The 20,857-nt window shown below is 72.3% G+C and carries 20 protein-coding genes; 7 read left to right on the top strand and 13 right to left on the bottom strand.

What is annotated here, in order from left to right; genetic code table 11:
* Positions 1-119: 119 nt before the first annotated feature.
* The 4 genes from AOM46_RS28245 to AOM46_RS28230 form a co-directional block, all read right to left on the bottom strand.
* Positions 120-830 (bottom strand): dual specificity protein phosphatase family protein, encoded by a 711-nt coding sequence (locus AOM46_RS28245; RefSeq protein WP_234314074.1) that lies wholly within the window; start codon positions 828-830, stop codon positions 120-122.
* Positions 831-1,141: 311 nt separating this feature from the next.
* Positions 1,142-2,050, bottom strand: coding sequence for a hypothetical protein (locus AOM46_RS28240; RefSeq protein ID WP_234314072.1), 909 nt, complete (start codon positions 2,048-2,050; stop codon positions 1,142-1,144).
* On the bottom strand, positions 2,047-4,089 hold the full coding sequence (locus AOM46_RS28235) for a PEP/pyruvate-binding domain-containing protein (protein WP_067226657.1): 2,043 nt from the start codon (positions 4,087-4,089) through the stop codon (positions 2,047-2,049). Before AOM46_RS28235 ends, AOM46_RS28240 begins: the two co-directional genes overlap by 4 nt.
* Positions 4,090-4,246: 157 nt before the next feature.
* Positions 4,247-5,308: a helix-turn-helix domain-containing protein gene (locus tag AOM46_RS28230; RefSeq protein ID WP_078857264.1), complete on the bottom strand. Its 1,062-nt coding sequence runs from the start codon at positions 5,306-5,308 to the stop codon at positions 4,247-4,249.
* 70 nt (positions 5,309-5,378) lie between these two features.
* Between AOM46_RS28230 and AOM46_RS28225 the strand changes: the two genes are divergently transcribed.
* From AOM46_RS28225 to AOM46_RS28215, 3 genes are all read left to right on the top strand, one after another.
* Positions 5,379-6,743, top strand: coding sequence for an APC family permease (locus tag AOM46_RS28225; RefSeq protein ID WP_078857263.1), 1,365 nt, complete (start codon positions 5,379-5,381; stop codon positions 6,741-6,743).
* A gap of 93 nt (positions 6,744-6,836) precedes the next feature.
* Positions 6,837-7,520, top strand: a complete 684-nt coding sequence (locus AOM46_RS28220) for an HNH endonuclease family protein (protein ID WP_078857284.1) — start codon at positions 6,837-6,839, stop codon at positions 7,518-7,520.
* Between the two features lie 171 nt (positions 7,521-7,691).
* Positions 7,692-8,492: an exodeoxyribonuclease III gene (locus tag AOM46_RS28215; protein WP_062216566.1), complete on the top strand. Its 801-nt coding sequence runs from the start codon at positions 7,692-7,694 to the stop codon at positions 8,490-8,492.
* 64 nt (positions 8,493-8,556) lie between these two features.
* Here AOM46_RS28215 and AOM46_RS28210 read toward each other — a convergent pair whose 3' ends face one another.
* The gene (locus AOM46_RS28210) at positions 8,557-8,994 is read right to left on the bottom strand and encodes a VOC family protein (RefSeq protein WP_062216565.1); all 438 of its coding nucleotides are present in this window, start codon (positions 8,992-8,994) and stop codon (positions 8,557-8,559) included.
* Between the two features lie 85 nt (positions 8,995-9,079).
* On the opposite strand from AOM46_RS28210, the gene AOM46_RS28205 reads away from it, so the two are divergent.
* A complete protein-coding gene (locus tag AOM46_RS28205; RefSeq protein ID WP_062216564.1) occupies positions 9,080-9,727 on the top strand; it encodes a TetR/AcrR family transcriptional regulator in 648 nt (215 codons plus the stop codon).
* A 177-nt stretch (positions 9,728-9,904) separates the two neighbouring features.
* Here AOM46_RS28205 and AOM46_RS34295 read toward each other — a convergent pair whose 3' ends face one another.
* From AOM46_RS34295 to AOM46_RS28180, 6 genes are all read right to left on the bottom strand, one after another.
* Positions 9,905-10,063, bottom strand: a complete 159-nt coding sequence (locus tag AOM46_RS34295; protein ID WP_158920729.1) for a hypothetical protein — start codon at positions 10,061-10,063, stop codon at positions 9,905-9,907.
* Between the two features lie 374 nt (positions 10,064-10,437).
* The gene (locus AOM46_RS28200; RefSeq protein WP_078857262.1) at positions 10,438-11,583 is read right to left on the bottom strand and encodes an LLM class flavin-dependent oxidoreductase; all 1,146 of its coding nucleotides are present in this window, start codon (positions 11,581-11,583) and stop codon (positions 10,438-10,440) included.
* A 134-nt stretch (positions 11,584-11,717) separates the two neighbouring features.
* Entirely contained in the window at positions 11,718-11,951 is a 234-nt protein-coding gene (locus tag AOM46_RS28195; protein ID WP_062216563.1) for a hypothetical protein, read from the bottom strand.
* 186 nt (positions 11,952-12,137) lie between these two features.
* Complete coding sequence (locus tag AOM46_RS28190; protein ID WP_078857261.1) at positions 12,138-12,422, bottom strand: DUF397 domain-containing protein; 285 nt, start codon at positions 12,420-12,422, stop codon at positions 12,138-12,140.
* 223 nt (positions 12,423-12,645) lie between these two features.
* Positions 12,646-13,530, bottom strand: a complete 885-nt coding sequence (locus tag AOM46_RS28185) for a helix-turn-helix transcriptional regulator (RefSeq protein ID WP_062216562.1) — start codon at positions 13,528-13,530, stop codon at positions 12,646-12,648.
* 201 nt (positions 13,531-13,731) lie between these two features.
* A complete protein-coding gene (locus tag AOM46_RS28180; protein ID WP_062216561.1) occupies positions 13,732-14,529 on the bottom strand; it encodes a GPP34 family phosphoprotein in 798 nt (265 codons plus the stop codon).
* Between the two features lie 312 nt (positions 14,530-14,841).
* Between AOM46_RS28180 and AOM46_RS28175 the strand changes: the two genes are divergently transcribed.
* The 3 genes from AOM46_RS28175 to AOM46_RS28170 all read left to right on the top strand — a co-directional run bounded on the left by AOM46_RS28175 (position 14,842) and on the right by AOM46_RS28170 (position 17,678).
* Entirely contained in the window at positions 14,842-17,253 is a 2,412-nt protein-coding gene (locus AOM46_RS28175) for a D-alanyl-D-alanine carboxypeptidase family protein (RefSeq protein ID WP_062216560.1), read from the top strand.
* 82 nt (positions 17,254-17,335) lie between these two features.
* A complete protein-coding gene (locus AOM46_RS36180) occupies positions 17,336-17,521 on the top strand; it encodes a hypothetical protein (RefSeq protein WP_107080203.1) in 186 nt (61 codons plus the stop codon).
* Positions 17,499-17,678, top strand: coding sequence for a hypothetical protein (locus AOM46_RS28170; protein WP_062216559.1), 180 nt, complete (start codon positions 17,499-17,501; stop codon positions 17,676-17,678). Before AOM46_RS36180 ends, AOM46_RS28170 begins: the two co-directional genes overlap by 23 nt.
* A gap of 30 nt (positions 17,679-17,708) precedes the next feature.
* Here AOM46_RS28170 and AOM46_RS28165 read toward each other — a convergent pair whose 3' ends face one another.
* Together AOM46_RS28165 and AOM46_RS28160 are read right to left on the bottom strand one after the other, a co-directional pair.
* Complete coding sequence (locus AOM46_RS28165; protein WP_062216557.1) at positions 17,709-19,451, bottom strand: IlvD/Edd family dehydratase; 1,743 nt, start codon at positions 19,449-19,451, stop codon at positions 17,709-17,711.
* Positions 19,448-20,491: an alcohol dehydrogenase catalytic domain-containing protein gene (locus tag AOM46_RS28160; RefSeq protein ID WP_062216555.1), complete on the bottom strand. Its 1,044-nt coding sequence runs from the start codon at positions 20,489-20,491 to the stop codon at positions 19,448-19,450. The genes AOM46_RS28165 and AOM46_RS28160 overlap by 4 nt, the downstream gene beginning before the upstream one ends.
* Positions 20,492-20,857: the final 366 nt, after the last annotated feature.

Raw genomic sequence — 20,857 nt, 5'->3', positions numbered from 1 at the left:
GGGTGCGGGTTCTGACGGTGCCGGCCTGGGAGGACGCGGCGGAGGCGACGTCCGAGCAGAAGGCCGCGGAAGGGCAGCAGGCCGCAGAGGAGCAGAACGTCGTAGAGGAGGACAAGACCTCAGAAGAGGGAGAGCGATGCGTTGATCCGGCGCGGGGCGTCCAACAGGCGGCTGACCGCTTCCACGGCCGCCGGCGGTTGGTCGGCCCGCAGGTCGCCCGAGGTCAGGATGTAGTACACCTGCTCGATCGAGGGTGGGCCCACGGCGAGGGTGCGCACGGCGGCCTCCTGGGAGGACGCCTGCCCGGTGTGCACCAGATAGGCCGAGGTCAGCGAGCCGGTGCGGCCCACGCCTGCCCCACAGTGCACATAGACCGGGCCGGGTGCCGTGTCCACGATGCTCAGAAAGCGGGCCACCTGCTCGTCCGTCGGGGTCTGGCCGTCCCGGATCGGCATGCGTTCGACATCGAGCCCGACGGCCTCGGGGCGGGCCAGTTCCTCCTCGGAAAGGTCCTCGGCGCGCAGGTCCACCACGGTGTGCACGCCCTGTTCGGCCAGCTGCTCATAGCCGCCCTCGCCCGGCGCCGATCCTCGCCAGAGTCGGTCGTCCACGGCCAGGAAGTTGTCGATCCCGGTCACCCGTTCTCCCCTGGGCTGATGCTGCCCGGCCCAGGCGTGCGCGCCGAGCATCCCCAGCACCGAGACCAGCCAGAGGCCGAGATAGCTGATCGCGATCAGTCCGAGCACGCGCAGGATCCGGCGCGACCAGGGGCGCCTGGCGCCCGCGCTCGGCTGGACGGGCGCGGGCAGCACCTCGGGGGGAGCCGACACGAGATCACCACCGGATATGTCGAGAGACAGCGGAAAGGCTGTGACGAGGGAAGAGAAAGAGGTGCCGGCGACGGAATGCGGGAACGCCCGCGAGGTGCGACCGCATATCCGAAGGCCGTTAGCCCGGCACCCCACCACGGAATACCGCGTTCTGTCCAGTGCCCGAGGTCAGCGCTTGATCGGATTCGTGGCCAGCGGTATTCGATCATTCGGCCGGGCTTCCACACCGCCAGCCGGATTCCTGCGATGCGGTGGCGGGTCCTCGGCGGAATCTCGAATAATTCCGATCGAAGGTTCCGGAGAGCGAATGGCTAATTCGCCTCGGGGGTGGCCTGCCCGCGACCGAGCACGTGGGCCACCGTTCGATCGCTGGTGCTATCCGTGAGACAGCCGTGCAGACGCCGCATGTCGTGCGCCGCCAGCGGGGGGCGCAGGACGCCGACGAAGACGTCGTCCTCCAGCCGGCCGAGCACCCCGTGCTGCCGTGGCGCGGAGATGGCCCGCCGGCAGGTCTCCCAGAGCGCGTCCGCGGCCTGGGGGTAGGTCGTGGTGTCCTCGGTGTTCCGTACCTCGATCCGGAAGACCACCGTGGTCGCGGCGGCGTTCGGGACATCGGCACTGCGCGTCTGAGTGGCATCGGAGATCGCCTTGACCAGCAGTGTCGTGGCCAGCGCCGCCACCAGGACGCCGGCGACGACCAGCGCCCTCCGCCGTGGCCTGGGCGGCGGAACGGGCGGCTCCTCGGCCGGCCGGGGCCCGTTGCCACGGATCCCGCCCGGTGGCGCCGCCAGGCTGGCCAGCCGTCCGGCGAGCCGACGTTCGGCGCCCGGGCGCACACTCGCGGCGGCGACCTTCTGCACCAACAGCGCCAGTCCCGAGAGGGCGGCTCCCGTCGCCATCAACACCGGGACGAAGACCATCACCCCATGGTCGTTCTCGTTCAGCCAGCGGAAACGGGCCGGCCCCTCGGCGCGTGACTGTTCGAGCCGCCGCAGCACTTCCTCGCCGCGCGCGTGCGAGGCGGTGATCCGTCGATCGAGCCGTCCCAGCCGGGCCAGTACGACCGTTCCCACCAGAAACATCTCGATGACCAACAACAACACCCCGCACAGCAGGGCGCGTTGCCATTCCCAGCGATAGAGATAGACCACCACATAGAGCGCCGCGCCAGCGGCGGCGAGACCGGCGAGCAGATAAACGGCGTAATGCAGGGCTTTCATCGGCTCACCGTCCCCGTGGTGCCGTCGACGGACAGTTCGGTGCCGGGGGGAAACCGGTCCACGGCATCGGGAACGCCCACCGCTGCGGGCACCCGGTACTCCCTGGCGAGCACGGCCAGATGGGAGAGCGCGCTGCCGCTCTCCGCCACCAGACCGGCCAGTCCGGGAAGTCGCGGGGCGAACGCCGGGTCGAGGCTGCGCACCACCAGCACGGCTCTCGTCGGTGGTTCTCCCGTGCCGTCCCAGGCCACCCCCGTGCCGAAGCCGCCACTCGCCCCCTCCCCGGCCGGCTCGCCGTCGTCGGGGGCGCCGAGCCGTTCCGGCACCGGCTCTCCCCGGGGAGACAGTCGAAAGGCCGTCGGCAGCGCCGGGATCCAGGGGCGGGGCTCGACCGGGTCGCCCTCGGGCGGCCCGCCGCCGTCGAGCGCGGCGAGCAACTCGGGCCAGCGCAACGCGGCGGCGCGCGCCAGCGCGTTCCCGTGACCGGCCTCCTCCCAGCGCGCCGCGCACTCCCGCACCAGGCGCGCCTGCATCTCCTGCACCCACCGGGAGCGCAGCCGCAGGCCCTCCCGGGGTGGCAACGCCGCGACACCCCGGGGAGCCGCCGTCAGCCGTGCGACCTCGGGCAGTCGGGCGCCGGGCGTCAGCGAGGGCGGCAGCAGTGCCAGCAGCACCGGGTGCTCGGCGATCAGGTGGGCGTCGTCCGGCGGTTGACGAGCCTCGCGCGCCCGGCGTTCGGAGAGGAGCGCCAGCGCCTCACCGGTGGCCGTCGGACCCTTTCCCTCGGGGAGCAGCGCGCCGGCAAGGGACTCCTGGGCGTGCAACGCGACCAGTGCGCTGCGCCCCCAGCACAGTGCGTTGATCAACTGGCCGGTGAGGAGTTCCGAGGGCTCGGGGAGCCCGGCCAACTCGCGGTCCACGTCCGCCATCAGATCGAGCGCGAGCAGTGGCAGCGCCGTGCGCAGCCGTCCGGTGCGCCAGGCGGCGGCGGCCCGCCGGGCGCCCGGCGCCGGGTTCAGGAACTGGAGCCTGGGATGCGGTGGTCCCACCGTGCCCAGCAGCCGAAGATCGGCGACGGCACGGCCGCCGACGGTGAGCACGGCGGGGCAGTCACGCAGCACGCGGCGCGGCACGGTGCCCGCGATGTCCAGTGCCAGGGCCAGCCCATGGGCCATCGGCACCACCCACAGGTCCTCCTCCAGGGGTTGCAGCACCGTGGGAAAGGTCTCGGCCACGGGACCGGGGCCGAGTAGTCGTGCCCCTCGTGCCGGGGCGACGGCCATCGCGGTGATCGGACGTGTCTGGAAGAGCCACAGCCGGCCTGTCGAATCGAAGCCGAACTCCAGATCCTGGGGCGCGTTCGCCACCCGCTCGGCACGACGGGCGAGGCGGGCCAGGCGACGCAGCCGGCGCCGGTCGAGCAGCCGGGCCTCGGGCGCCTTCGCCGGTTCCCTTCCGACCAGCCGGCCGCACCGGGTGAGTTGGTAGCGCACGTCCTGACGGGAGCCGTCGACCAGGCGTTCGGGGCCGCCGGCCACGGCGCTGACCACGATGCGGTCCGCCCGTCCGGCCACCGGGTCCGCACCGAACAGCACCCCGCCGACCGAGGCCGTCAGCATGGGCTGCACCAGGACGGCCATGGCGGATCCTCCGGGGTCCCCCGGTCCCCCCGGGCCGTCGGCGGCCGAACCGAGCACGCGGCGGACCGCGTCCTGGAACGCCGGCCAGCCGCGCACATTCAGCACGGAGGTGAACCGGCCGGCCATGGAGGAGCCTTCGGAGTCCTCGCCCACGGCCGACGAACGCACCACGAGCGCCGGCGCGTCCAACTCCGCGCAGGCGCGTTGGATCTGGTCCGCGCCCCGTGGCGCGCCGGCGGGCGCCAACTCGGGGGCGACCAGCACGAAACCGGGCAACACCGGCAGGCCGGACGCGTGCGCCCGGGACAGGTGCGCGGCCTTTCCCCCGACCACTTTCGGGTCCCTGGCGGGGGCGGTGTCGAGCGCCACCACCGCGAGCTGGTCCGCGCTGCGCGCCACGGCACACCTCCTCCCGAGCCTCAGCGTCCCCGCGGGCGTCGGGGGCCGCCAGCCGGGTGGCCCGTTCAGCTGAGCCGCTGGTCCGCCCGGGGGCACGGAGATTGTCAGTGGGCCATGGTTGACTACGGAGCGTTAATAAATGGCCTACCGAGAGGAGTCAGTCATGGGGGGTCGGTCCCGTTGGTGCCGACGGCCGGGCCGCGCGGTGTCGGAAGACATGCCGGTAGGTGGCCGGGGAGACGGTGGTGGCGCGCCGGAAGTGATGCCGGAGATTGGGCGCGGTTCCGAAGCCCGCCCGGTGGGCGATGGCCTCCACCGGCGCATCCGTCGTCTCCAACAACTCCTGTGCCACGCGTATGCGTTCCTGCGACAGCCAGCGCAGCGGAGTGGTGCCCATCGTGTCCCGGAAGCGGCGGGCGAAGGTGCGCTCGCTCAGGCCGGCGACCCGGGCCAGCTCGGACACGGTGAGCGGCTGGTCGAGGCGCTGTCTCGCCCAGTCGAGCACCGGGGCGAGCCCGCCGCCGGCGCCGGCCCGCATCCGTACCCGAGGCATGGCGTACTGGGTCTGCCCGCCCTCCCGGTGCGGCGGCACCACCATCCGGCGGGCCACCTCGTTGGCCACCGCCGAGCCCAGGTCGCCGCGCACGAGATGCAGACAGAGATCGATGACGGATCCGGTGCCCGCCGAGGTCAGGACGGAGCCCTCGTCGATATAGAGCGGCGCCGGGTCGAAGTCCACGGCGGGATAACGGTGGGCGAAGTCAGCGGCGTTCATCCAGTGCGTGGTGGCCCTGCGGCCGTCCAGCAGGCCGGCGGCCGCCAGCACGTAGGCGCCGGCGCAGAGGGAGACCACCCGGCGGCCGAGCCGGTGCGCCTCGCGCACGGCCGCCACCAGCCCCGCCGGCGGTTGGAGCTGACGGCTTCTGGAGCAGGCGGAGACCATCACGGTGTCGGCCTCGGACAGGCTCTCCAGGCCGTGGGAGGTGGGCACGATCAGCCCGTTGGCGGTGCGCAGCTCGCCCGGCTCCCCGGCGCAGAGCCGCAGCTCGTACCACGGGTCCGCCAGATCGCTGCGATCCAGGCCGAACACCTCGCAGGGGACGGCGAGTTCGAAGTCCGGGGTGCCGTCCGTCACGGCCAACGCCACCACATGCCGCCGGGCGCGGCGCCGGCGGTCGGGAGCGCGGGTGGCGGGCGTGGGCGAGGGGGAGTCGGCCATGGCAGGAATTTAGCGCAGCGCGCCGTTTCTGCCACTGGTCGGGTCGGCGGCGCCGCAGAAGGCTGTCCCCATGACAGTGGAACAGAGCGAAGTGCGAGCGCCGACAGGCCGGTTGGGCCTGGCCCAGGGCACGGGGATGTGTGTGGGCGCCGTGGTGGGGACGGGGGTGATCGCGCTGCCGGCGCTGGCCGCCGACGCCGCCGGTCCCGCCTCGCTGCTGGCCTGGCTGGCGCTGGTGCTGCTCTCCGCGCCCCTGGCCGGTGCCTTCGCCGCGCTCGGCGCCCGCTACCCGGACGCCGGTGGCGTGTCCACCTACGCCAGGGTGGCCTTCGGCGACCGCGCGGCGGCCGTGGTCGGCTGGTGCTTCTACTTCGCGGTGCCCCCGGGGGCGACGGCGGCGGCGCTGTTCTTCGGGGACTATGTCTCGGCGGCGCTGGGCGCCGGGCGCGCGGGGACGGCGGGCGCGGCGGCGGGCCTGATGGTCGCCGTGATCGCGGCCAACACCGTGGGCCTGCGGCTCACCGGGCGGATCCAGCTGGTGTTGGCGGGCCTGCTGATCGCCCTGCTGCTCGGCTCGGTGCTGCTCTCGCTGCCCGAGGCCCGGCTGGACCATCTCACCCCCTTCGCGCCCAACGGCTGGGCGGCCGTCGGCTCCGCCGCCACCCTGCTGGTGTGGAGCTTCGCCGGCTGGGAGGCGGTCACCCACCTGGCCGGGGAGTTCCGGCGGCCGGCTCGGGATCTGCCGCGCGCGACCGCCGCCGCGGTGGTGCTGGTCGGCCTGCTCTATCTCTCCCTGGCCTTCGCGGTGATCACCGTGCTCGGCCCCGAAGCGGCCACCTCCCAGGCCCCGTTGGGGGAGCTGATGGAGCACGGTCTGGGCGGCTCCGCCATGACCCTGGCGGCGGTGGTGGCCCTGCTGCTCACCTTCGGCGTGATCAACACCTACTTGGCCAGCTCGGCCAATCTGGGCGCGGCCCTGGCCAGGGACGGCGCGCTCCCGGCGCCCCTGGGGCGGGGCGTCGCCGCCGGGGAGGTGCCGCGCCGCAGCCTCGCCCTGGTCGCCACGCTGACCCTGCTGTGCCTGGGCGGGGTCCTGTGGGCCGATGTGGGGCCCAAGCCTCTGGTGCTGATGACCACCGGCATGTTTGTGACGGTCTATGCCGTGGGCGTCGCCGCCGCGCTCAGGCTGTTGCCGTCCGGTGGCGCCGGTTGGTGGTCCGCCCTGGTGTCGCTGGTGGCCGTGGTGGCGCTGCTGTTGATGACGGGGTACTACCTGTTCTGGCCGCTGCTGGTGGCCGGTGCCGCGCTCGGCTACCTCCGTCTCTCCGGCGGCGGCGCGGCGCGGCCCGGCGCTTCCGGCGGGACGCCCACGCCGGCCCGGAGGGCGCTCGCCCGGGGCCGGCGCGCCCCGGCGTCCGACCGCGAGCCGGTTTGAACACCGGTTGCCCGCAACGGCGTTCCCCCGTGGGAGATACGGTGCGCCCAATGGGGAAGGCTCCGCGTGGGCGACGGCTGGGAGGCATGGGGCATGGCACGGCGAAGTTGGTTGACCACGATGGCGGTCGCGGCATTGGGCCCGCTGGCGCTCATCGCCGGCTGCGAGACCGCCTCGGATCCGGAGCCACGCGACGACGCGCAGCTGCCTCCCCCCGCGGCCCCCCTGGAACTGCCGGGCCTGCCCGACGCGGCCGCGGCACGCGACCAACTGGCCGCGCTTGTCGAGGCGGAGCCGGCGTCGATGGAGGGATACTCCCGCGACCGGTTCCGGCACTGGACGAGCGCCGACGGCTGCACCGTCCGGCAGCAGGTGCTTCGCCGGGACGGCGAGGGGGTCGAGGTCGACGACGACTGCCAGCCGACGGCGGGCAGTTGGCTGAGCGCCTATGACAATGTGACGGTCGGCGAGGCGAGTGAGGTGGATATCGACCATATGGTTCCGCTGGCCAACGCCTGGCGCTCCGGCGCCGATGTCTGGACCGACGAGGAACGCGAGGTGTTCGCCAACGACCTCACCCGGCCGCAGCTGCTCGCGGTCACCGCCCGCAGCAACCGCGCCAAGGGCGACCAGGCCCCGGACACCTGGCTGCCGGACGCCGAGGAGTTCCACTGCGTCTACGGCCGGGCCTGGACCCAGGTCAAGCATCACTACGAACTCACCGTCACCGCTCCCGAGCGGGAGGTGCTCGGTCAGCTGCTGGACACCTGCGACTGAGTCGGCCGCCCCGCCGCGCCCCCGCCGCGCCGCACCCACGCGGCACGGCGCCGTCGGCGGCGGTCGCGACCAGCGAAGATCGTCCTTCGTCGGCGGGCGCGACGTTTGTTACGGTGCCTCGTCCTGGGTGTTGCCCGGGAGCGAAACTCGGGCACAGAAAGTGAGAGATCCGTGCTCACCGTGACGACCGTCAATGTCAACGGACTTCGGGCCGCCGTCAAGAAGGGCTATCTGGAGTGGCTGGCCAGCTGCTCCGCCGATGTGGTCTGTCTCCAGGAGGTGCGTGCGGAGGAGGCCCAGCTGGCGGCCGAGGTCAGCCGTCCCGTCGGGTGGCACGCCTGCTACGCGCCGGCCGCCGCCCGTGGCCGGGCCGGCGTCGCGGTGTTGAGCCGCCGCGAGCCGGAGGCGGTGCGGATCGGCTTCGGCGAGCCCGAGTTCGCCGACGCCGGCCGCTATCTGGAGGTGGATCTGCCCGGTGTGACGGTGGCCAGCCTCTATCTGCCGTCCGGTGAGGTGGGCACGCCCCGGCAGGACGAGAAGGAGCGCTTCATGGCGGCCTTTCTCGACTATCTGGTCGCCCTGCGCTCGACCTCCGCGGCCGGCGGTCGCGAGGCCCTGGTCTGTGGCGACTGGAACATCGCACACCAGGAGGTGGACCTCAGGAACTGGCGGGGCAACCGGAAGAGTTCGGGTTTTCTGCCCGAGGAGCGGGCCTGGCTCTCCCGTGTGCTGGGCGAGGAGGGCGGATACACCGATGTGGTCCGCGCGCTCCACCCCGACCAGGAGGGCCCCTACAGCTGGTGGTCCTACCGGGGCCGCGCCTTCGACAACGACACCGGCTGGCGGATCGACTACCAGATGGCGACACCGGGGTTGGCCGGTCGGGCCGTCAAGGCGATGGTCGAACGCGCCCCCAGCCACCCCGAGCGCTGGAGCGACCACGCCCCCGTGACGGTGGTCTTCGACCAGTAGCCGCAGTAGCCGCAGTAGCCGAAGGGGAGGAGCGCGCGCGTTCGGGGCGTTCGGCCCGGGGGGATCAGGACGCGAACTGGGCGGCGTAGGCGTCGCTCGGCGGGATCGGGGTGATCACATCGATCAACACCCCGCCCGGGTCGGCCACGATGAAGTGCCGCTGACCGAACTCCTCGTCGCGCAGTGGGAGTTCCGGGGTGAGCCCGCCGTCGACCACCAGTCGTCGCCATTCGGCGTCGACGTCGGTCACCTCCAGGTTGAGGAGCAGTCCGCGCGCCGGTGCGCGGTATGCGGCGGGCAGCGTGGGGTGCTGGTGGTCGAGCAGGGCCAGTTCCCAGGCCCGGGGGTCCTGGCGGCGGAGGCTGACATACCAGTCGGCGTCGAAGGTGACCTCGAAGCCCAGCAGTTCGGTGTAGAAGGTGCGGGACGCGGCCAGGTCCTCGACGCAGATCACCGGATAGAAGCTGGTCAGCGGCGTGGCAGGGGAATCGGTTGTGGGCATGGGTGCTCCTCGACTGAATTTCACATACCGTTGGTACGCGAAGCGAGCCTACTGGCATACCGCCGGTATGCCAACTGGAGGTGGCATGGCGAACGAAGGGCCGGGCGAACGGGTCGGCAAGCGGGTCGGCGAACGAGTCGGCGAGGGGGTGCGCGCGCGCCGGCGTGCTGAGACCAGGAGCGCCCTGGTCCGCGAGGCGCGGGCGCTGTTCGCCGCGCGGGGGTACGGCGCGGTGGGCCTCGCCGAGGTGGTCCGCGCCGCCGGGGTGACCAAGGGGGCGCTCTACCACCACTTCGACAGCAAGGCGGCGCTGTTCCGCGCGGTGCTTGAGCAGGTGCAACGGGAGGTGGGGGAGCGGGTGGCCGAACGGGCCGAGGAGCAGTCCGGCGTCTGGGGGCAACTCACCGCGGGCTGCGCCGCGTTCCTGGACGCGAGTGCCGACCCCGAGGTTCAGCGCGTCATGCTGGTGGACGGTCCGGCGGTCCTGGGGTGGAACGAGTGGCGCGCGCTGGACGAGGCGACCTCCGCACGGCATCTCTCCGAGGCGCTGGCCGGGGCCATCGAAGCGGGGGAGATCCCCCGCCAGCCGGTGGCCCCGCTGACGCGTCTGCTCTCCGGGGCCATGAACGAGACGGCGTTGTGGCTGGCCTCTTCGGGGCGCCCCGAGGACCTCAGGGACGCGAGAGCCGCCCTGGCGCGGCTGTTGGAAGGACTGCGCTCCTCGGAGGAGTAGTCGCGGTCCTCGGACGGTTCGCAGCCGACGGGCGGCCCGCAGTCGACGGACGGTTCGCAGTCGACGGACGGTTCGCAGCCGACGGGTGGCCCGCCGTCAGCGGACGGTTCGCGGTCGACGGGCGGTTCGCGGTCCTCGGGCGGCCAGCGGGGCTGGCCCGGGTGGTGGCGGGGATGGTCAGCGTTCCTGGCCCAACCCCTTCATCCGTCGGTCGAGATCGGACAGGCGGTTCACCTCTTCCAGCCGTTCGCTCAACGACGGTCGGGCGTCCTGCGGTTGGGGGGCGGGGGGCGCGTCCTGCGGGGCCGCCGAGGGTTCGGTGCTGCTGGTGCTCATGGCTTCTCCTGAGGGTGGGAGTTGAGCGCGGGGAGATCCCCTTGTACGAACACCATCCAATCAGCGAGATGCCAGCCGCAATTGCGTCTCACACTTTCAACACAGAGGCATATGCCCCATGTTGATTCCACCGTCTTCCGGGCACGCTCCTGTTCGCCGAAGTTCCGTTCTCGCCCGTTCTGGGTTCGTTTCTGCTCGGGCCGTTCTCCCGTCCCGCCCGGGGTGAGATCGGCTTGCCCGATGCCGGGTGATCCCCCGGGCGGATCCCGTCACCGGGCGGGAAAAGGGGGCCCGTCCGCCCCTGGCACATGCCTCGGGCAATGGCACGGACCCCCGGTAGCGCGGGGGGACTCCCGCCACCGTGGGACCGACGCTCAGGCGGTGGGCAACTCGTAGGCGTCGGCGATCAGTTCGTAGCTGCGTGCCCTGACCTCGGCCGTATGCGCGTTGCCCGTGATCATCAGCTCCTGTGCCCCGGTGCGTTCCGCCAGCTCGTCCAGCCCCTTGGTCACCATCTCCGGCGTGCCGTAGACGATGTTGGCGAGCCAACCGTCCACGAAGTCACGCTCGACCGGGCTGAACGTGTGCGCCGCGGCCTCCTCCGGGGTCGGCACCAGGCCCGGCTGGCCGGTGCGCAGCCGGATCATGGACAGTGCGCTGGTGAGGACCTGCGCCTGGGCGCCGGCCGCGTCGTCGGCGGCGAGGGCGGACACCCCGATCAGCGCATAGGGCTCGTCCAGTACGTCCGAGGGCCGGAACGAGGCGCGGTACAGCTCAAGCGCCGGGATGGTGTGCGCGGCCGAGAAGTGGTGCGCGAAGGCGAAGGGCAGCCCCAGCCGGCCCGCCAGTTCGGCGCTGAACCCCGAGGACCCCAACAGCCACACCGGCGGCCTGCCGGCCGACTGCACGCCCCCCGGGCCACGCCCCTGCACCGGCCCCGGCACCGCGTGCACCCTGCTGTAGGGGTGCGAGGCGGGGAAGTCGTCGTCCAGGAAGCGGATCAACTCGGCGAGCTGGCTGGGGAACTCATCGGCGCCGTCCGCGCGTCCCCGGCGCAGGGCGGCCGCCGTGGCGCCGTCGCTGCCCGGCGCGCGTCCGAGCCCCAGATCGATCCGTCCCGGGGCCAACGCCTCCAGGGTGCCGAACTGTTCGGCGATCACCAGCGGCGCGTGGTTGGGCAGCATCACGCCGCCCGAACCGAGCCGGATCCGTTCGGTGTGCGCGGCGAGATGCGCCAGGATCACCGCCGGCGACGAGCTCGCCACCCCGGGCATCGAATGGTGCTCGGCCACCCAGAAGCGGTGGAACCCGCGCCGCTCCGCCGCCTTCGCCAGCTCGACGCTGGCGCGCAGCGCCTCCGTCGACGTATGGCCGCTGCCGACCGTGGCCAGGTCGAGCACGGACAGCGGAACGGGCGCCCGTCCGCGCCGTACGCCTCTGATCTCGTCCCCGTCCACGGAGTCCTTGCCCACGGCCACGCTTGTTCGCCTCCCGGTCTCGGCGGTCACCGAGGAGGGCATATGCCGCTCCCCAAGGCGCCAACCAGGACGGGTGACGGTTCATTCCGCCACCGGATCGCCGTGCGCCGCCCGGCCGGGCGGCGCGGTACGGCCGGGGCGGACCCCGGTGCGGTCAGGGCAGGGCCCCGGCACGGTCAGGGCAGATAGCGCTCGATGGCGGACGGTCCCTCTTCGGCCAACAGCTGCCTGGCCTCTTCCAACAGCTCGGGCGTGGGCTCCCGCCCACTGAGTCGCACCAGATCCTCCGGGTCCACGGGACCCTCGGAGCCGGTGTGCAGCTTGCGGTCGGGCGTGGGGAGTTCCGTGTGGCGTCGCTCCCCCGATCCGCCTGACTCGTTCGATTCGGGTGATTCGGGTGACTGGGGCATAACACCTCCCTGCCCGCCAGGGTAGGCGCATCCGAGCCGCCTCGCCATCGCGCGCGACCGCCCGTCCCCGCTGCCTCCCCCCGCGTCCGAGACACCCGCCGGCGGTGCCAGCCGCCGCGCGTGCGGGCGTCCCCGGAACCCGACGACGTCCCACCCAGGGCCCCCGCGGCCCGTGACGGGAGCCGGTCAGTCCAGGCCCGCGCCCGGCCGGTGCACCCCGTCGACAAAGGCCGAGTCGACAAAGGCCGACCAGGCCCCCGGCGGGAAGCCGAGGCGCGGCCCGGTGGGCACCTTGGAATCCCGCACCGCGAGCTGTCCCCTCTCCCGGCAGCGAATCTCCACGCAGGCGCCCTCCCCGGCCGAGTGTGAGGACCTGATCCAGGGGCGGGCCCGGTCGTCATCCGTGGCCTCGTTCGCCGCCGTGTCCGCCACGGAATCCACCGCGGTGTCCGCTGCTGTCTGCGCTGTCATGTTCGCTCCGGTCTTGACGTTCGTTAGGGAACGCCGTGACCGTACTGGCCACCCGGCCGGGGGGCCCTCCGGGTTCATCCGACCGAGTGACTTGTTCTGAACTTGCCCTAGGAATAGTCCAGTTGAGGTGTACGCTGATTCGCTTTCGGCCGCCGACGAGGCTTCGGTTCGGCCGCAGGCGACGCTTCGGACGGAACCCCGCGCGCCGCCGGTACGGCCGCCGCTACCGCTCCTGCTCCTGCGCCTGCTCCTCGAACTCGTCGGCGAGTTGGAGGATGAAGCTCCTGGTCTGTTCCGGGCTGTACGCCTGGGCACGGAGATGTTCGTACATGATGCTGTAGTGCTGCACGTCGTGCGGCTTCTCCAGATAGAGATCGCTGGTGCCGCCCTCCAGATAGACCACCGTGGAATCGGCGGCCTCGGAGAACTCCAGGATGGTGTACTGCCCGTTCACGCCGGGGTGCGCGCCGGCGGAGAACGGCATGACCTGCAGCGTGACATGGGGCAGCCGGGAGCTCTCCTCCAACCTCCGCAGCTGATCGGCCATGGTCGCCGCGCCGCCGATCGCCCGGCGCAGCACCGACTCGTCCACCACCGCCCACAGCCGCAGCGGGGCGCGGTCCTCCCAGACGCGCTCCTGACGGCGCATCCGCACCTGCACCCGGCTGCGCACCTCCTCCTGCCCGACCTCGGGCAGCGCCCCCGATATGACGGCGGCGGCATAGGCGGCGGTCTGCAACAGGCCCGGCACCACCTGGGGTTCGTAGACGCGCAGCGAGGACGCGTCGGTCTCCAGGCCGATATAGACGCTGTAGCTCGGGGACAGTTCGGCGAACGCGTGCCACCAGCCCTGTTGGCGCGACTCCTTCGCCATCTGCATCAGTGACTCGACCAGCTTCGCGTCCTCGACGTCATAGACCCCGCAGAGGTCGCGCACGTCACGCGGGCTGATGCTGCGCCGCCCGTTCTCCAACCTGCTGATCTTGGACTGCGACACCAGCAGCCGGTCGGCGACCTCCTCGGCCGTCATGCCCCGATCCTCGCGGAGCCTTCTCAGCTCCTGCCCCAGCCTGCGTCGCCGAACAGTGGGATTGACGTTGCCCGCCACTGAAGCCCCTCCGTCGATGGGGGCGATCATCGTGATCGCCGCTGCCAAGCAGATTGCCACCGAGCGCGGTACGTCCGCTGGAGTTTCGCGACAGAGGGTGCTCATTCACGAGCACGGGGTGTGGACGACAGGAGCATCACAACTCCCGCCGCCACACCCCGTGCTCGCTATGCGGCTCCCGGTGCGGTCACTTGAGAAGAGCTAGTGCGACAGCGAAGGACGTACCGCGGCTCGCGTCACTCCTCTCCGCCTGCTCTGCTCGGAAACCTGTGGTGACTGACCGACCACGCTCATCGCCGCGGTCGCCGGCGCGCGCCCTGGGGGGCGTGCGCCGGCACTCGCGGGCTGCGAGCGCCGTGCGGCGGCGGCCTGCCCCGCCACCCCGTTCTGCACGTCCATGACAGCGTGGGCGACCAGCCCACCCATGGGATCGTGCCGGATCAGATCCCGGAGCCGGGAGCGCGACGACCGCCCCTCGTTGCCGGGATACAGGTGCTTGCCGAGTCCTACCGAGTGCGCCAGGGCCGCGAGGGCGGCCGTTCTGGCGTCCGGTGGCGTTCCGGTGCGGATCGCGGTGTCCAGCCGAGCCCGGATCTGCCTGCTGACGGCGGTATCGGTTGCCTGATACCTGGTCGTCGGCAGCACTCCGCACATCTGGTTCTCCACCGCGTGCACCATGCCGCAGCGCTCCAGATGCGAGAGATACGTCTGGCGGAGCCCGAGTCTGGGCCCGCCGATCCAGTGGACCGCGCGCACCGGAGAGCCACGCCTGCGCAGCAGCTCCAGAGCGGAGTCCAGCGTGGGATCTCCGGTCGGCCGTGGCAACACCACGGCTATTCGGTCCCCATCAGGGGCTATCCGGCCTGCCAAGGCCAGCTCGACGAGCTGGGCCCCGGCCAGGCCGAGGTCGAGAGACTGCGGCTGCGCCGTGGTACCCGTGGTCGGGTCCAAAGCGAGAAGCAACAGCTCCTCTGGAATGGTTCGACGACTCCTGCCCATCCATGCCTCCCCGCGTGGATGAAAGACAGGGTGACGCCTCTCACATTGTTCTGTCGAGAGTGCGTGGTCGCTTTGGTAGGGAACCCGTAGATATGTCGTTAACGTCCTTAGGGGGAGGTGGAGAGAAGCTGCCACTACTGGTGTGGCGTACCGAGGTGCACAGGACGCGGCAAACTGGTAGGGACCAGCAGCCAGTTCAGTGCAGGGCGTTGCGAGGAGGCATGGGTGTCGGGCGAGTCCCCGGACAAGTCGGATCGGGAGCGAGTGTCATCGGAGAAGACGTCTGAGGACCCCGGAAGGGTTCCGCAGGACGTGAAGGTTCCCGAGGACGAGAACGAGAAGGCCGGGAAGCCGGCCGAGGGGGATGGGCGCGAGGGGGCGGCCGATGCCGGGGCCGAGGGGATAGCGGAGGCTTCCCCCGGCGATGCCGAGGACAGGACGGAAGACGCCCAGGGCGCCGCTCAGGCGCCGGGCGCGGCGACGGTGGTCATGAGGGCACCGAAGCCGCCGGAGGATGAGGACGAGGCCGCTGGGGACCGCGACGACCGCCTGACGAGAGACCCGCGGGTGTCGCCCGCCGAGGTCCGCGAGGCGGACGAGGCGGATGAGAACGAGAAGGCTGCTGAGGCTGACGAGAAGGGCGAGGCCGCCGGGGAGGCCGAAGGGGACGACGCGTCCGCCGACGGTGGCGACCATGCCACGACGATGCTGCGCCTGCCCGCCTCGGCGGATGAGGGCGCGGACGCGGGTGATCGGTTGACGACGGAGCTGCGGGTGCCCGCGGAGCCGCCGGAGGACGAGAAGCACGAGCGGGCCGAGGCCGACGAAGCGGACGACGCCGCTGAGGGGGACGACGCGTCTGTCGACGGTGGCGACCATGCGACGACGATGTTGCGCCTGCCTGCCTCGGCGGATGAGGGCGCGGACGCGGGTGATCGGTTGACGACGGAGCTGCGGGTGCCCGCGGAGCCGCCGGAGGACGAGAAGCGGGCCGAGGCCGACGAATCCGAGGAGGAAGCCGAGGCGGAGACCCTGGTCACCACCGCCGACGATCTGGCCGAAACCCTGGTCGACGGCCCGCCCGACGCCGAGAAGCCCGCCGATGAGCCGGACGAGGGCGACAAGGGCGACGAGGCTGACAAGGACGAGAAGGGTGGCGGCGGGGACGCCACGACGATGCTGCGGCTTCCCGTCGCGGAGAAGGCCGCCGACCCCGAAGCCGACGACCCCGACGAGCCGGATGAGACGGGTGACGCCGACGCGTCGGGGAAGCCGGCGGGGAAGTCGGATGTCACCGCCGTGCTGCCCGCGCCCGGTGACGCTCCGCCCGAGCCCCCGGCGCCCCCCGCGAAGCCGACGCCCGCGAAGCCGACGCCGAAGCCCGCCGTTCCGCCGCCGCCCGCCGAGGCGCCGCCGCCGGCGGACTCGCAGCGCGATCCGTTGGAGTTGCTCGCCGCGCTGACCAACCGGCCCCCGCCGCCGCCCACTCCGCTGCGCACCGCGCTGCGGCGGGTGAAGATCTGGACGCCGCTGGTGCTGTTGCTGCTGGTCGTCTTTGTGACCGCCCAGCTGCTGCGTCCGTTGCCCGAACCCGACCTGAGCCTGTCCGTGGCCGAGACCCACACGCTCGCGGGTGAGCTGGACGCGGTGCCGTGGCCGGCGTCCGGGCAGGCGCGGGTGGATGTGGTCGGGCTCGGCACGCTGGGTTCGTCCGGCGGCGAGGAGCCGGTGCCGATCGCTTCGGTGGCGAAGGTGATGACCGCCTATGTGATCCTCCGCGACCATCCGATGGAGGCGGAGGAGGAGCTGGGCGCGATGATCCCGGTCGACCAACAGGCCGAGGACGACGCGGCGTTGGGTGAGGAGGGGAACGAGTCCATCGTGGAGGTGACGGCCGGTACGGAGCTGAGTCAACGGGAGGCGCTACAGGCCGTCATGATCGCGTCGGCGAACAACGTGGCCCGGCTGCTGGCCCGTTGGGACGCCGGTTCCGAGGAGGAGTTCGTCGCGAAGATGAACGAGGCCGCGGCCGAGTTGGGCATGGAGAACACCACCTACACCGATCCCAGCGGGTTGCGTCCTGAGACCGTCAGCACCGCCGCCGACCAGGTGCGACTGGCGAAGGCGGTGATGGAGGACCCGGTCTTCCGTCAGGTGGTGCGGATGCCCAACTATGAGGACAGCGAGGGCCGGCTGCACTACAACTGGAACCATCTGGTGCCGATGAACGGGGTGATCGGCATCAAGCCCGGCACCACCACCACGGCCGGCGGCAACCTGATGTTCGCCGCCGAACAGGAGGTCGGCGGGACCACCCAGTTGATCGTGGGCGCGGTGTTGGCCCAGCCCCCGCACCCGTCCGACAACTCGATCCTGACCGGTGCTCTGACCGCGAGCGACGAGCTGATCCGCTTCGCCCAGGGGCAGTTGACGGACGAGCCGCTCTTCGCGGCCGGCGACACGGTCGGCGAGGTCGACGACGGGCTCGGCGGCAGCGTGCCCGTGGTGGTGACGGAGGACGTTCCGGTGGTCGGCTGGGCCGGGCTGGAGGTCCGGCTGAGCCTGACCCCGAGCGGGGACGGGGTGCCGGGATCGGCCGAGGCGGGAGAGGTGGTCGGTACGCTCTCCGTCGGCGGCGGGGAGGGCTCCGTCGAGGTGCCGGTCGCGTTGGCCGATGACCTCGCCGAGCCGGGCTTCGGCGCGCGGTTGACCCGGGTCGGCTGACCTTCCGCCCGGCCGCGTCCCCTCCGCGCCCACCACCCTTGACGGGCAGTTGGGCGCGGAGGGTTGACGTGGCGGGGAAGGTGTGCGCCTGGTCGGTGGCTCGGGGCTGCCGACCAGGCGCTTCGCACGCTACAGTCGGAGCCCGCGACGGCTGGCGAAGCGTGAGGTGGCGCCGGTGGAATGTCCTTCTTGTGGCTCGGACGAGGGCCGCAGGCTCAACAACGGCAACTGGGTGTGCGAAGACTGTGGCGCGGTCACCGCAGGATGAGGCCGCATGGCGGGATCTGGACCCGGCCACGCGGGAGAGACTCGATTTCCTCGACCCGGAGGACTTCACGGTGGGCCCCACCGCCGAGGGCGCCGCACAGTGGGAGCGCTTCACCGCCATCCTCGACAAGGCCGAGAACTACCGCCCGTCCCAGTGACCGGCCCTGTCCCGTGCCTCTCCGGTCGGTTCAGTGTGAGTGACGGGGCACCGCGTCGCCGCTGCCGCCGGTGAGAAAGTCCAGGTCGGCCCCCTCGTTGGCCTGGTTCACATGCTCCACATAGAGCTTCGCCCAGCCCCTGCGCGGCGGTTCGTCCACCGGTTCCGGCCGTGGTTCGCGGGCGCGTGCGGCGAGTTCGTCGGGGGCCACGTCCAGGTCGAGTCGGCGCGCCGGTACGTCGATCTCGATCCAGTCGCCGGTGCGCACCAGCGCCAGCGGGCCGCCGACGGCGGCCTCGGGGGCGACATGGAGCACGCAACTGCCGTAGCCGGTGCCGCTCATCCGGGCGTCGCTGATCCGCAGCACATCCGTCACGCCGGCCGCCAGCAGCACCTTGGGCACGGGGACGTTGCCCACCTCGGGGAAGCCCGGGTAGCCGCGTGGCCCGGCGTTTCTGACCACGATCACCGAGTCGGCGGTGACCGGCAGGTCCGGGTCGTCGGCCGCCACCACATAGTCCTCGACCCGGTCCCAGACCAGCGCCCGCCCACGGTGGACGAGGAGTTCGGGGGAGGCCGCCGACACCTTGAGCACCGCGCCGTCGGGGGCGAGGCTGCCCTTCAGCACCACGGTGCCCTCGCCGGCCGGCCGGAACGGGGCCTCGCCCGGGCGGATCACCTCGGTGTTCCAGCAGCGTGCGCCGGCCGTCTCGGTACCGGTGTCCCGTCCGCTGACGGTGATCGCGTCGCGGTGCAGCAGGCCGAGCCCGTCGAGTTCGCGCAGCACCACGGGCAGCCCGCCGGCGTAGTAGAAGTCCTCCATCAGAAAGCGTCCGGACGGCATCAGATCGACCAGCACCGGCACCTCGGTGGTCAGCGCGTCGAAGTCGTCCAGCGTCAGCGGCACACCGACCCGGCCGGCCAGGGCCAGCAGATGGACCACGGCGTTGGTCGAGCCGCCGAGCGCGGCGTTGGCCCGGACGGCGTTCTCGAAGGCGTCCCTGGTGAGCACCGCCGAGGGCCGCAGATCCTCCTCGACCAGGGCGACCGCGCGCCGGCCCGCCTCCTGGGCGAGGGCGTAGCGGCGGGCGTCCACGGCGGGGATGGCGGCCGATCCGGACAGCTGCATGCCCAGCGCCTCGGCGACGCAGGCCATGGTGGACGCGGTGCCCATGGCCATGCAGTGGCCCCGGCTGCGGGACATGCAGCCCTCGGCCTCGACAAGGGCGGCCGGATCGAGACGGCCGGCCCTCGCCTCCTCGTGGAGCTGCCAGACGGCGGTGCCCGAACCGATGTCCCGGCCCTGGAACTTGCCGTTGAGCATGGGCCCGCCGGTGACCATCAGCGCCGGCAGATCGACGCTGGCGGCGCCCATCAGCATGGCGGGCGTCGTCTTGTCGCAGCCGGAGAGAAGCACCACGCCGTCCAGCGGGTTGGCCCGGATGGTCTCCTCGACCTCCATGGCCATCAGATTGCGGAAGAGCATGGTGGTGGGGCGCATCAGCGTCTCGCCGAGCGACATCACGGGGAATTCGAGCGGTAGTCCGCCGGCCTCCCAGACGCCGCGTTTCACGGCCTCGGCGACGTCCCGCAGATGGGAGTTGCAGGGCGTCAGCTCGGACCAGCTGTTGGCGATGCCGATGACGGGCCGGCCGTCGAAGACCTCGGGGCCGAAGCCCTGGTTCCGCATCCAGGAGCGGTGGATGAAGCCGTTGCGCCCCTCGGCGGCGAACCACGCGGCGCTGCGCCGCGTCCCGTTCGGCTGTCCGGTCATCTGGTGCCTCCAGGGGTGACGAGGATCTTGATGTGCCGGCCGCGTTCGGCGCCGGCGAGGACGTCCAGGCCCAGTGGGACGGTGTCCGCGAGACGCACCCGTCCGGTGATCAACGCGGCGGCCTGGTCGGTGTGTCGGGCCAGGAAGGCCAGCGCGGGGCGCAGGTCGGCCGTGGTCCGGTGGGACATCGAGCCGACCAGGGTCAGCTCGCGCTTGGCGGCGTCGGCGACATCGAACGGGACCGGCGCGCCCGGCAGTCCGGCCAGCCCCACGGTGCCGCCGGGGCGGGTCGCGGCGCAGGCCAGGGCGAAGCCGGGGCCGGTGCCCGTGGCGTCCACGGTGAGGTCGGCGAAGCCGGCCGGCGGGTCCAGATCGGCGCGGCGGGTGCCGAGTTCGAGCGCGGCGGGCACGGCGAGCCGTTCGTCGCCGACGTCGGCGACGGTCACCCGGTGTCCCTCGGCGCGCAGGATCAGCGCCGTGGCCAGGCCGATGGAGCCGGCGCCGACGATCAACACCCGCCGGTCGGGCGGGGGTTCGAGGCGGCGCACCAGATGCCAGGCGACGGCGAACGGTTCGGCCAGCGCGGCGACCGCCGGGTCGAGGCCGGCCGGGGCGCGGACGACCATCTGGGCGGGGACGGTGAGGAGTTCGGCCAGCCCGCCGTCCGCCGACATGCCGATATGCCCGAAGTCGGGGCAGCGGTGATAGGCCCCCGACCGGCAGATGGCGCAGTCGCCGCACGGGATCAGCGCGTTGAGGGCGACCAGCTCGCCGGGCGCGAGCCCACCGGCCACGTCCTCGCCCACATCGGTGATCCGTCCCGAGACCTCGTGCCCGAGGATCACCGGGGCGGTACGGCCGGTCACGGGGTGTTCGCCGGTGGGAATCTCGATCGGGCCGGCCTGGTACTCCAGCAGATCCGTGCCGCACAGTCCGCACCAGTCGACGGCCAGCCGCACCTGGCGGGGGCCGGGCGGGGGCGCGTCGGCCACGGTCTCGAAACGGACGTCGCGCCGACCGTGCCATCGCACCGCGCGCATAAGCCCCTCTCCCTTCGTCACACGTCACTGAGCGGCCGCGGAGTCCGGCACCGGGCCCGGGTGGTCGGGCCGCGCGATATCCATCGCTCGCCCAGGCACGGGCGAGCGGGCGCGCCACGAGTGCCCGGGGGAGACGCCGCGGGAGCGCTCCCCTTCCAGGATGTCCCGGTCCCGGAGCTCGGGGAACCCGCCTGTAGACACTAGCCCGGCCCCGCCCCGGCGTAAGGGGGGCCGCTCGCCGGGGGCGGGTGCGAATAGGTGCCATCCGCTGCCGCGATAACCGATGACACACCCGGGCCCGGCGGCCGACTGTCGCTGGTCAGAAATCAAAGGAAGTCAAGGGAGTCATCAGGAGCCGCGCCCCCT

The organism is Streptomyces sp. NBRC 109706 (assembly GCF_000974485.1).
GTDB lineage: Bacteria > Actinomycetota > Actinomycetes > Streptomycetales > Streptomycetaceae > Streptomyces.
The sequence above is the reverse complement of the archived record's forward strand: the minus strand, read 5'-3'. Positions and strand labels throughout refer to the sequence as shown.

What these genes read in the sequence shown, in the direction of transcription:
- AOM46_RS28240 (WP_234314072.1), bottom strand. Translation starts at nt 2,050, where the DNA reads ATGAAAGCCCTGCATTACGCCGTTTATCTGCTCGCCGGTCTCGCCGCC.
- AOM46_RS28230 (WP_078857264.1), bottom strand. Translation starts at nt 5,308, where the DNA reads ATGGCCGACTCCCCCTCGCCCACGCCCGCCACCCGCGCTCCCGACCGC.
- AOM46_RS28225 (WP_078857263.1), top strand. Translation starts at nt 5,379, where the DNA reads ATGACAGTGGAACAGAGCGAAGTGCGAGCGCCGACAGGCCGGTTGGGC.
- AOM46_RS28220 (WP_078857284.1), top strand. Translation starts at nt 6,837, where the DNA reads ATGGCACGGCGAAGTTGGTTGACCACGATGGCGGTCGCGGCATTGGGC.
- AOM46_RS28210 (WP_062216565.1), bottom strand. Translation starts at nt 8,994, where the DNA reads ATGCCCACAACCGATTCCCCTGCCACGCCGCTGACCAGCTTCTATCCG.
- AOM46_RS28205 (WP_062216564.1), top strand. Translation starts at nt 9,080, where the DNA reads ATGGCGAACGAAGGGCCGGGCGAACGGGTCGGCAAGCGGGTCGGCGAA.
- AOM46_RS34295 (WP_158920729.1), bottom strand. Translation starts at nt 10,063, where the DNA reads ATGAGCACCAGCAGCACCGAACCCTCGGCGGCCCCGCAGGACGCGCCC.
- AOM46_RS28200 (WP_078857262.1), bottom strand. Translation starts at nt 11,583, where the DNA reads ATGCCCTCCTCGGTGACCGCCGAGACCGGGAGGCGAACAAGCGTGGCC.
- AOM46_RS28195 (WP_062216563.1), bottom strand. Translation starts at nt 11,951, where the DNA reads ATGCCCCAGTCACCCGAATCACCCGAATCGAACGAGTCAGGCGGATCG.
- AOM46_RS28190 (WP_078857261.1), bottom strand. Translation starts at nt 12,422, where the DNA reads ATGACAGCGCAGACAGCAGCGGACACCGCGGTGGATTCCGTGGCGGAC.
- AOM46_RS28180 (WP_062216561.1), bottom strand. Translation starts at nt 14,529, where the DNA reads ATGGGCAGGAGTCGTCGAACCATTCCAGAGGAGCTGTTGCTTCTCGCT.
- AOM46_RS28165 (WP_062216557.1), bottom strand. Translation starts at nt 19,451, where the DNA reads ATGACCGGACAGCCGAACGGGACGCGGCGCAGCGCCGCGTGGTTCGCC.
- AOM46_RS28160 (WP_062216555.1), bottom strand. Translation starts at nt 20,491, where the DNA reads ATGCGCGCGGTGCGATGGCACGGTCGGCGCGACGTCCGTTTCGAGACC.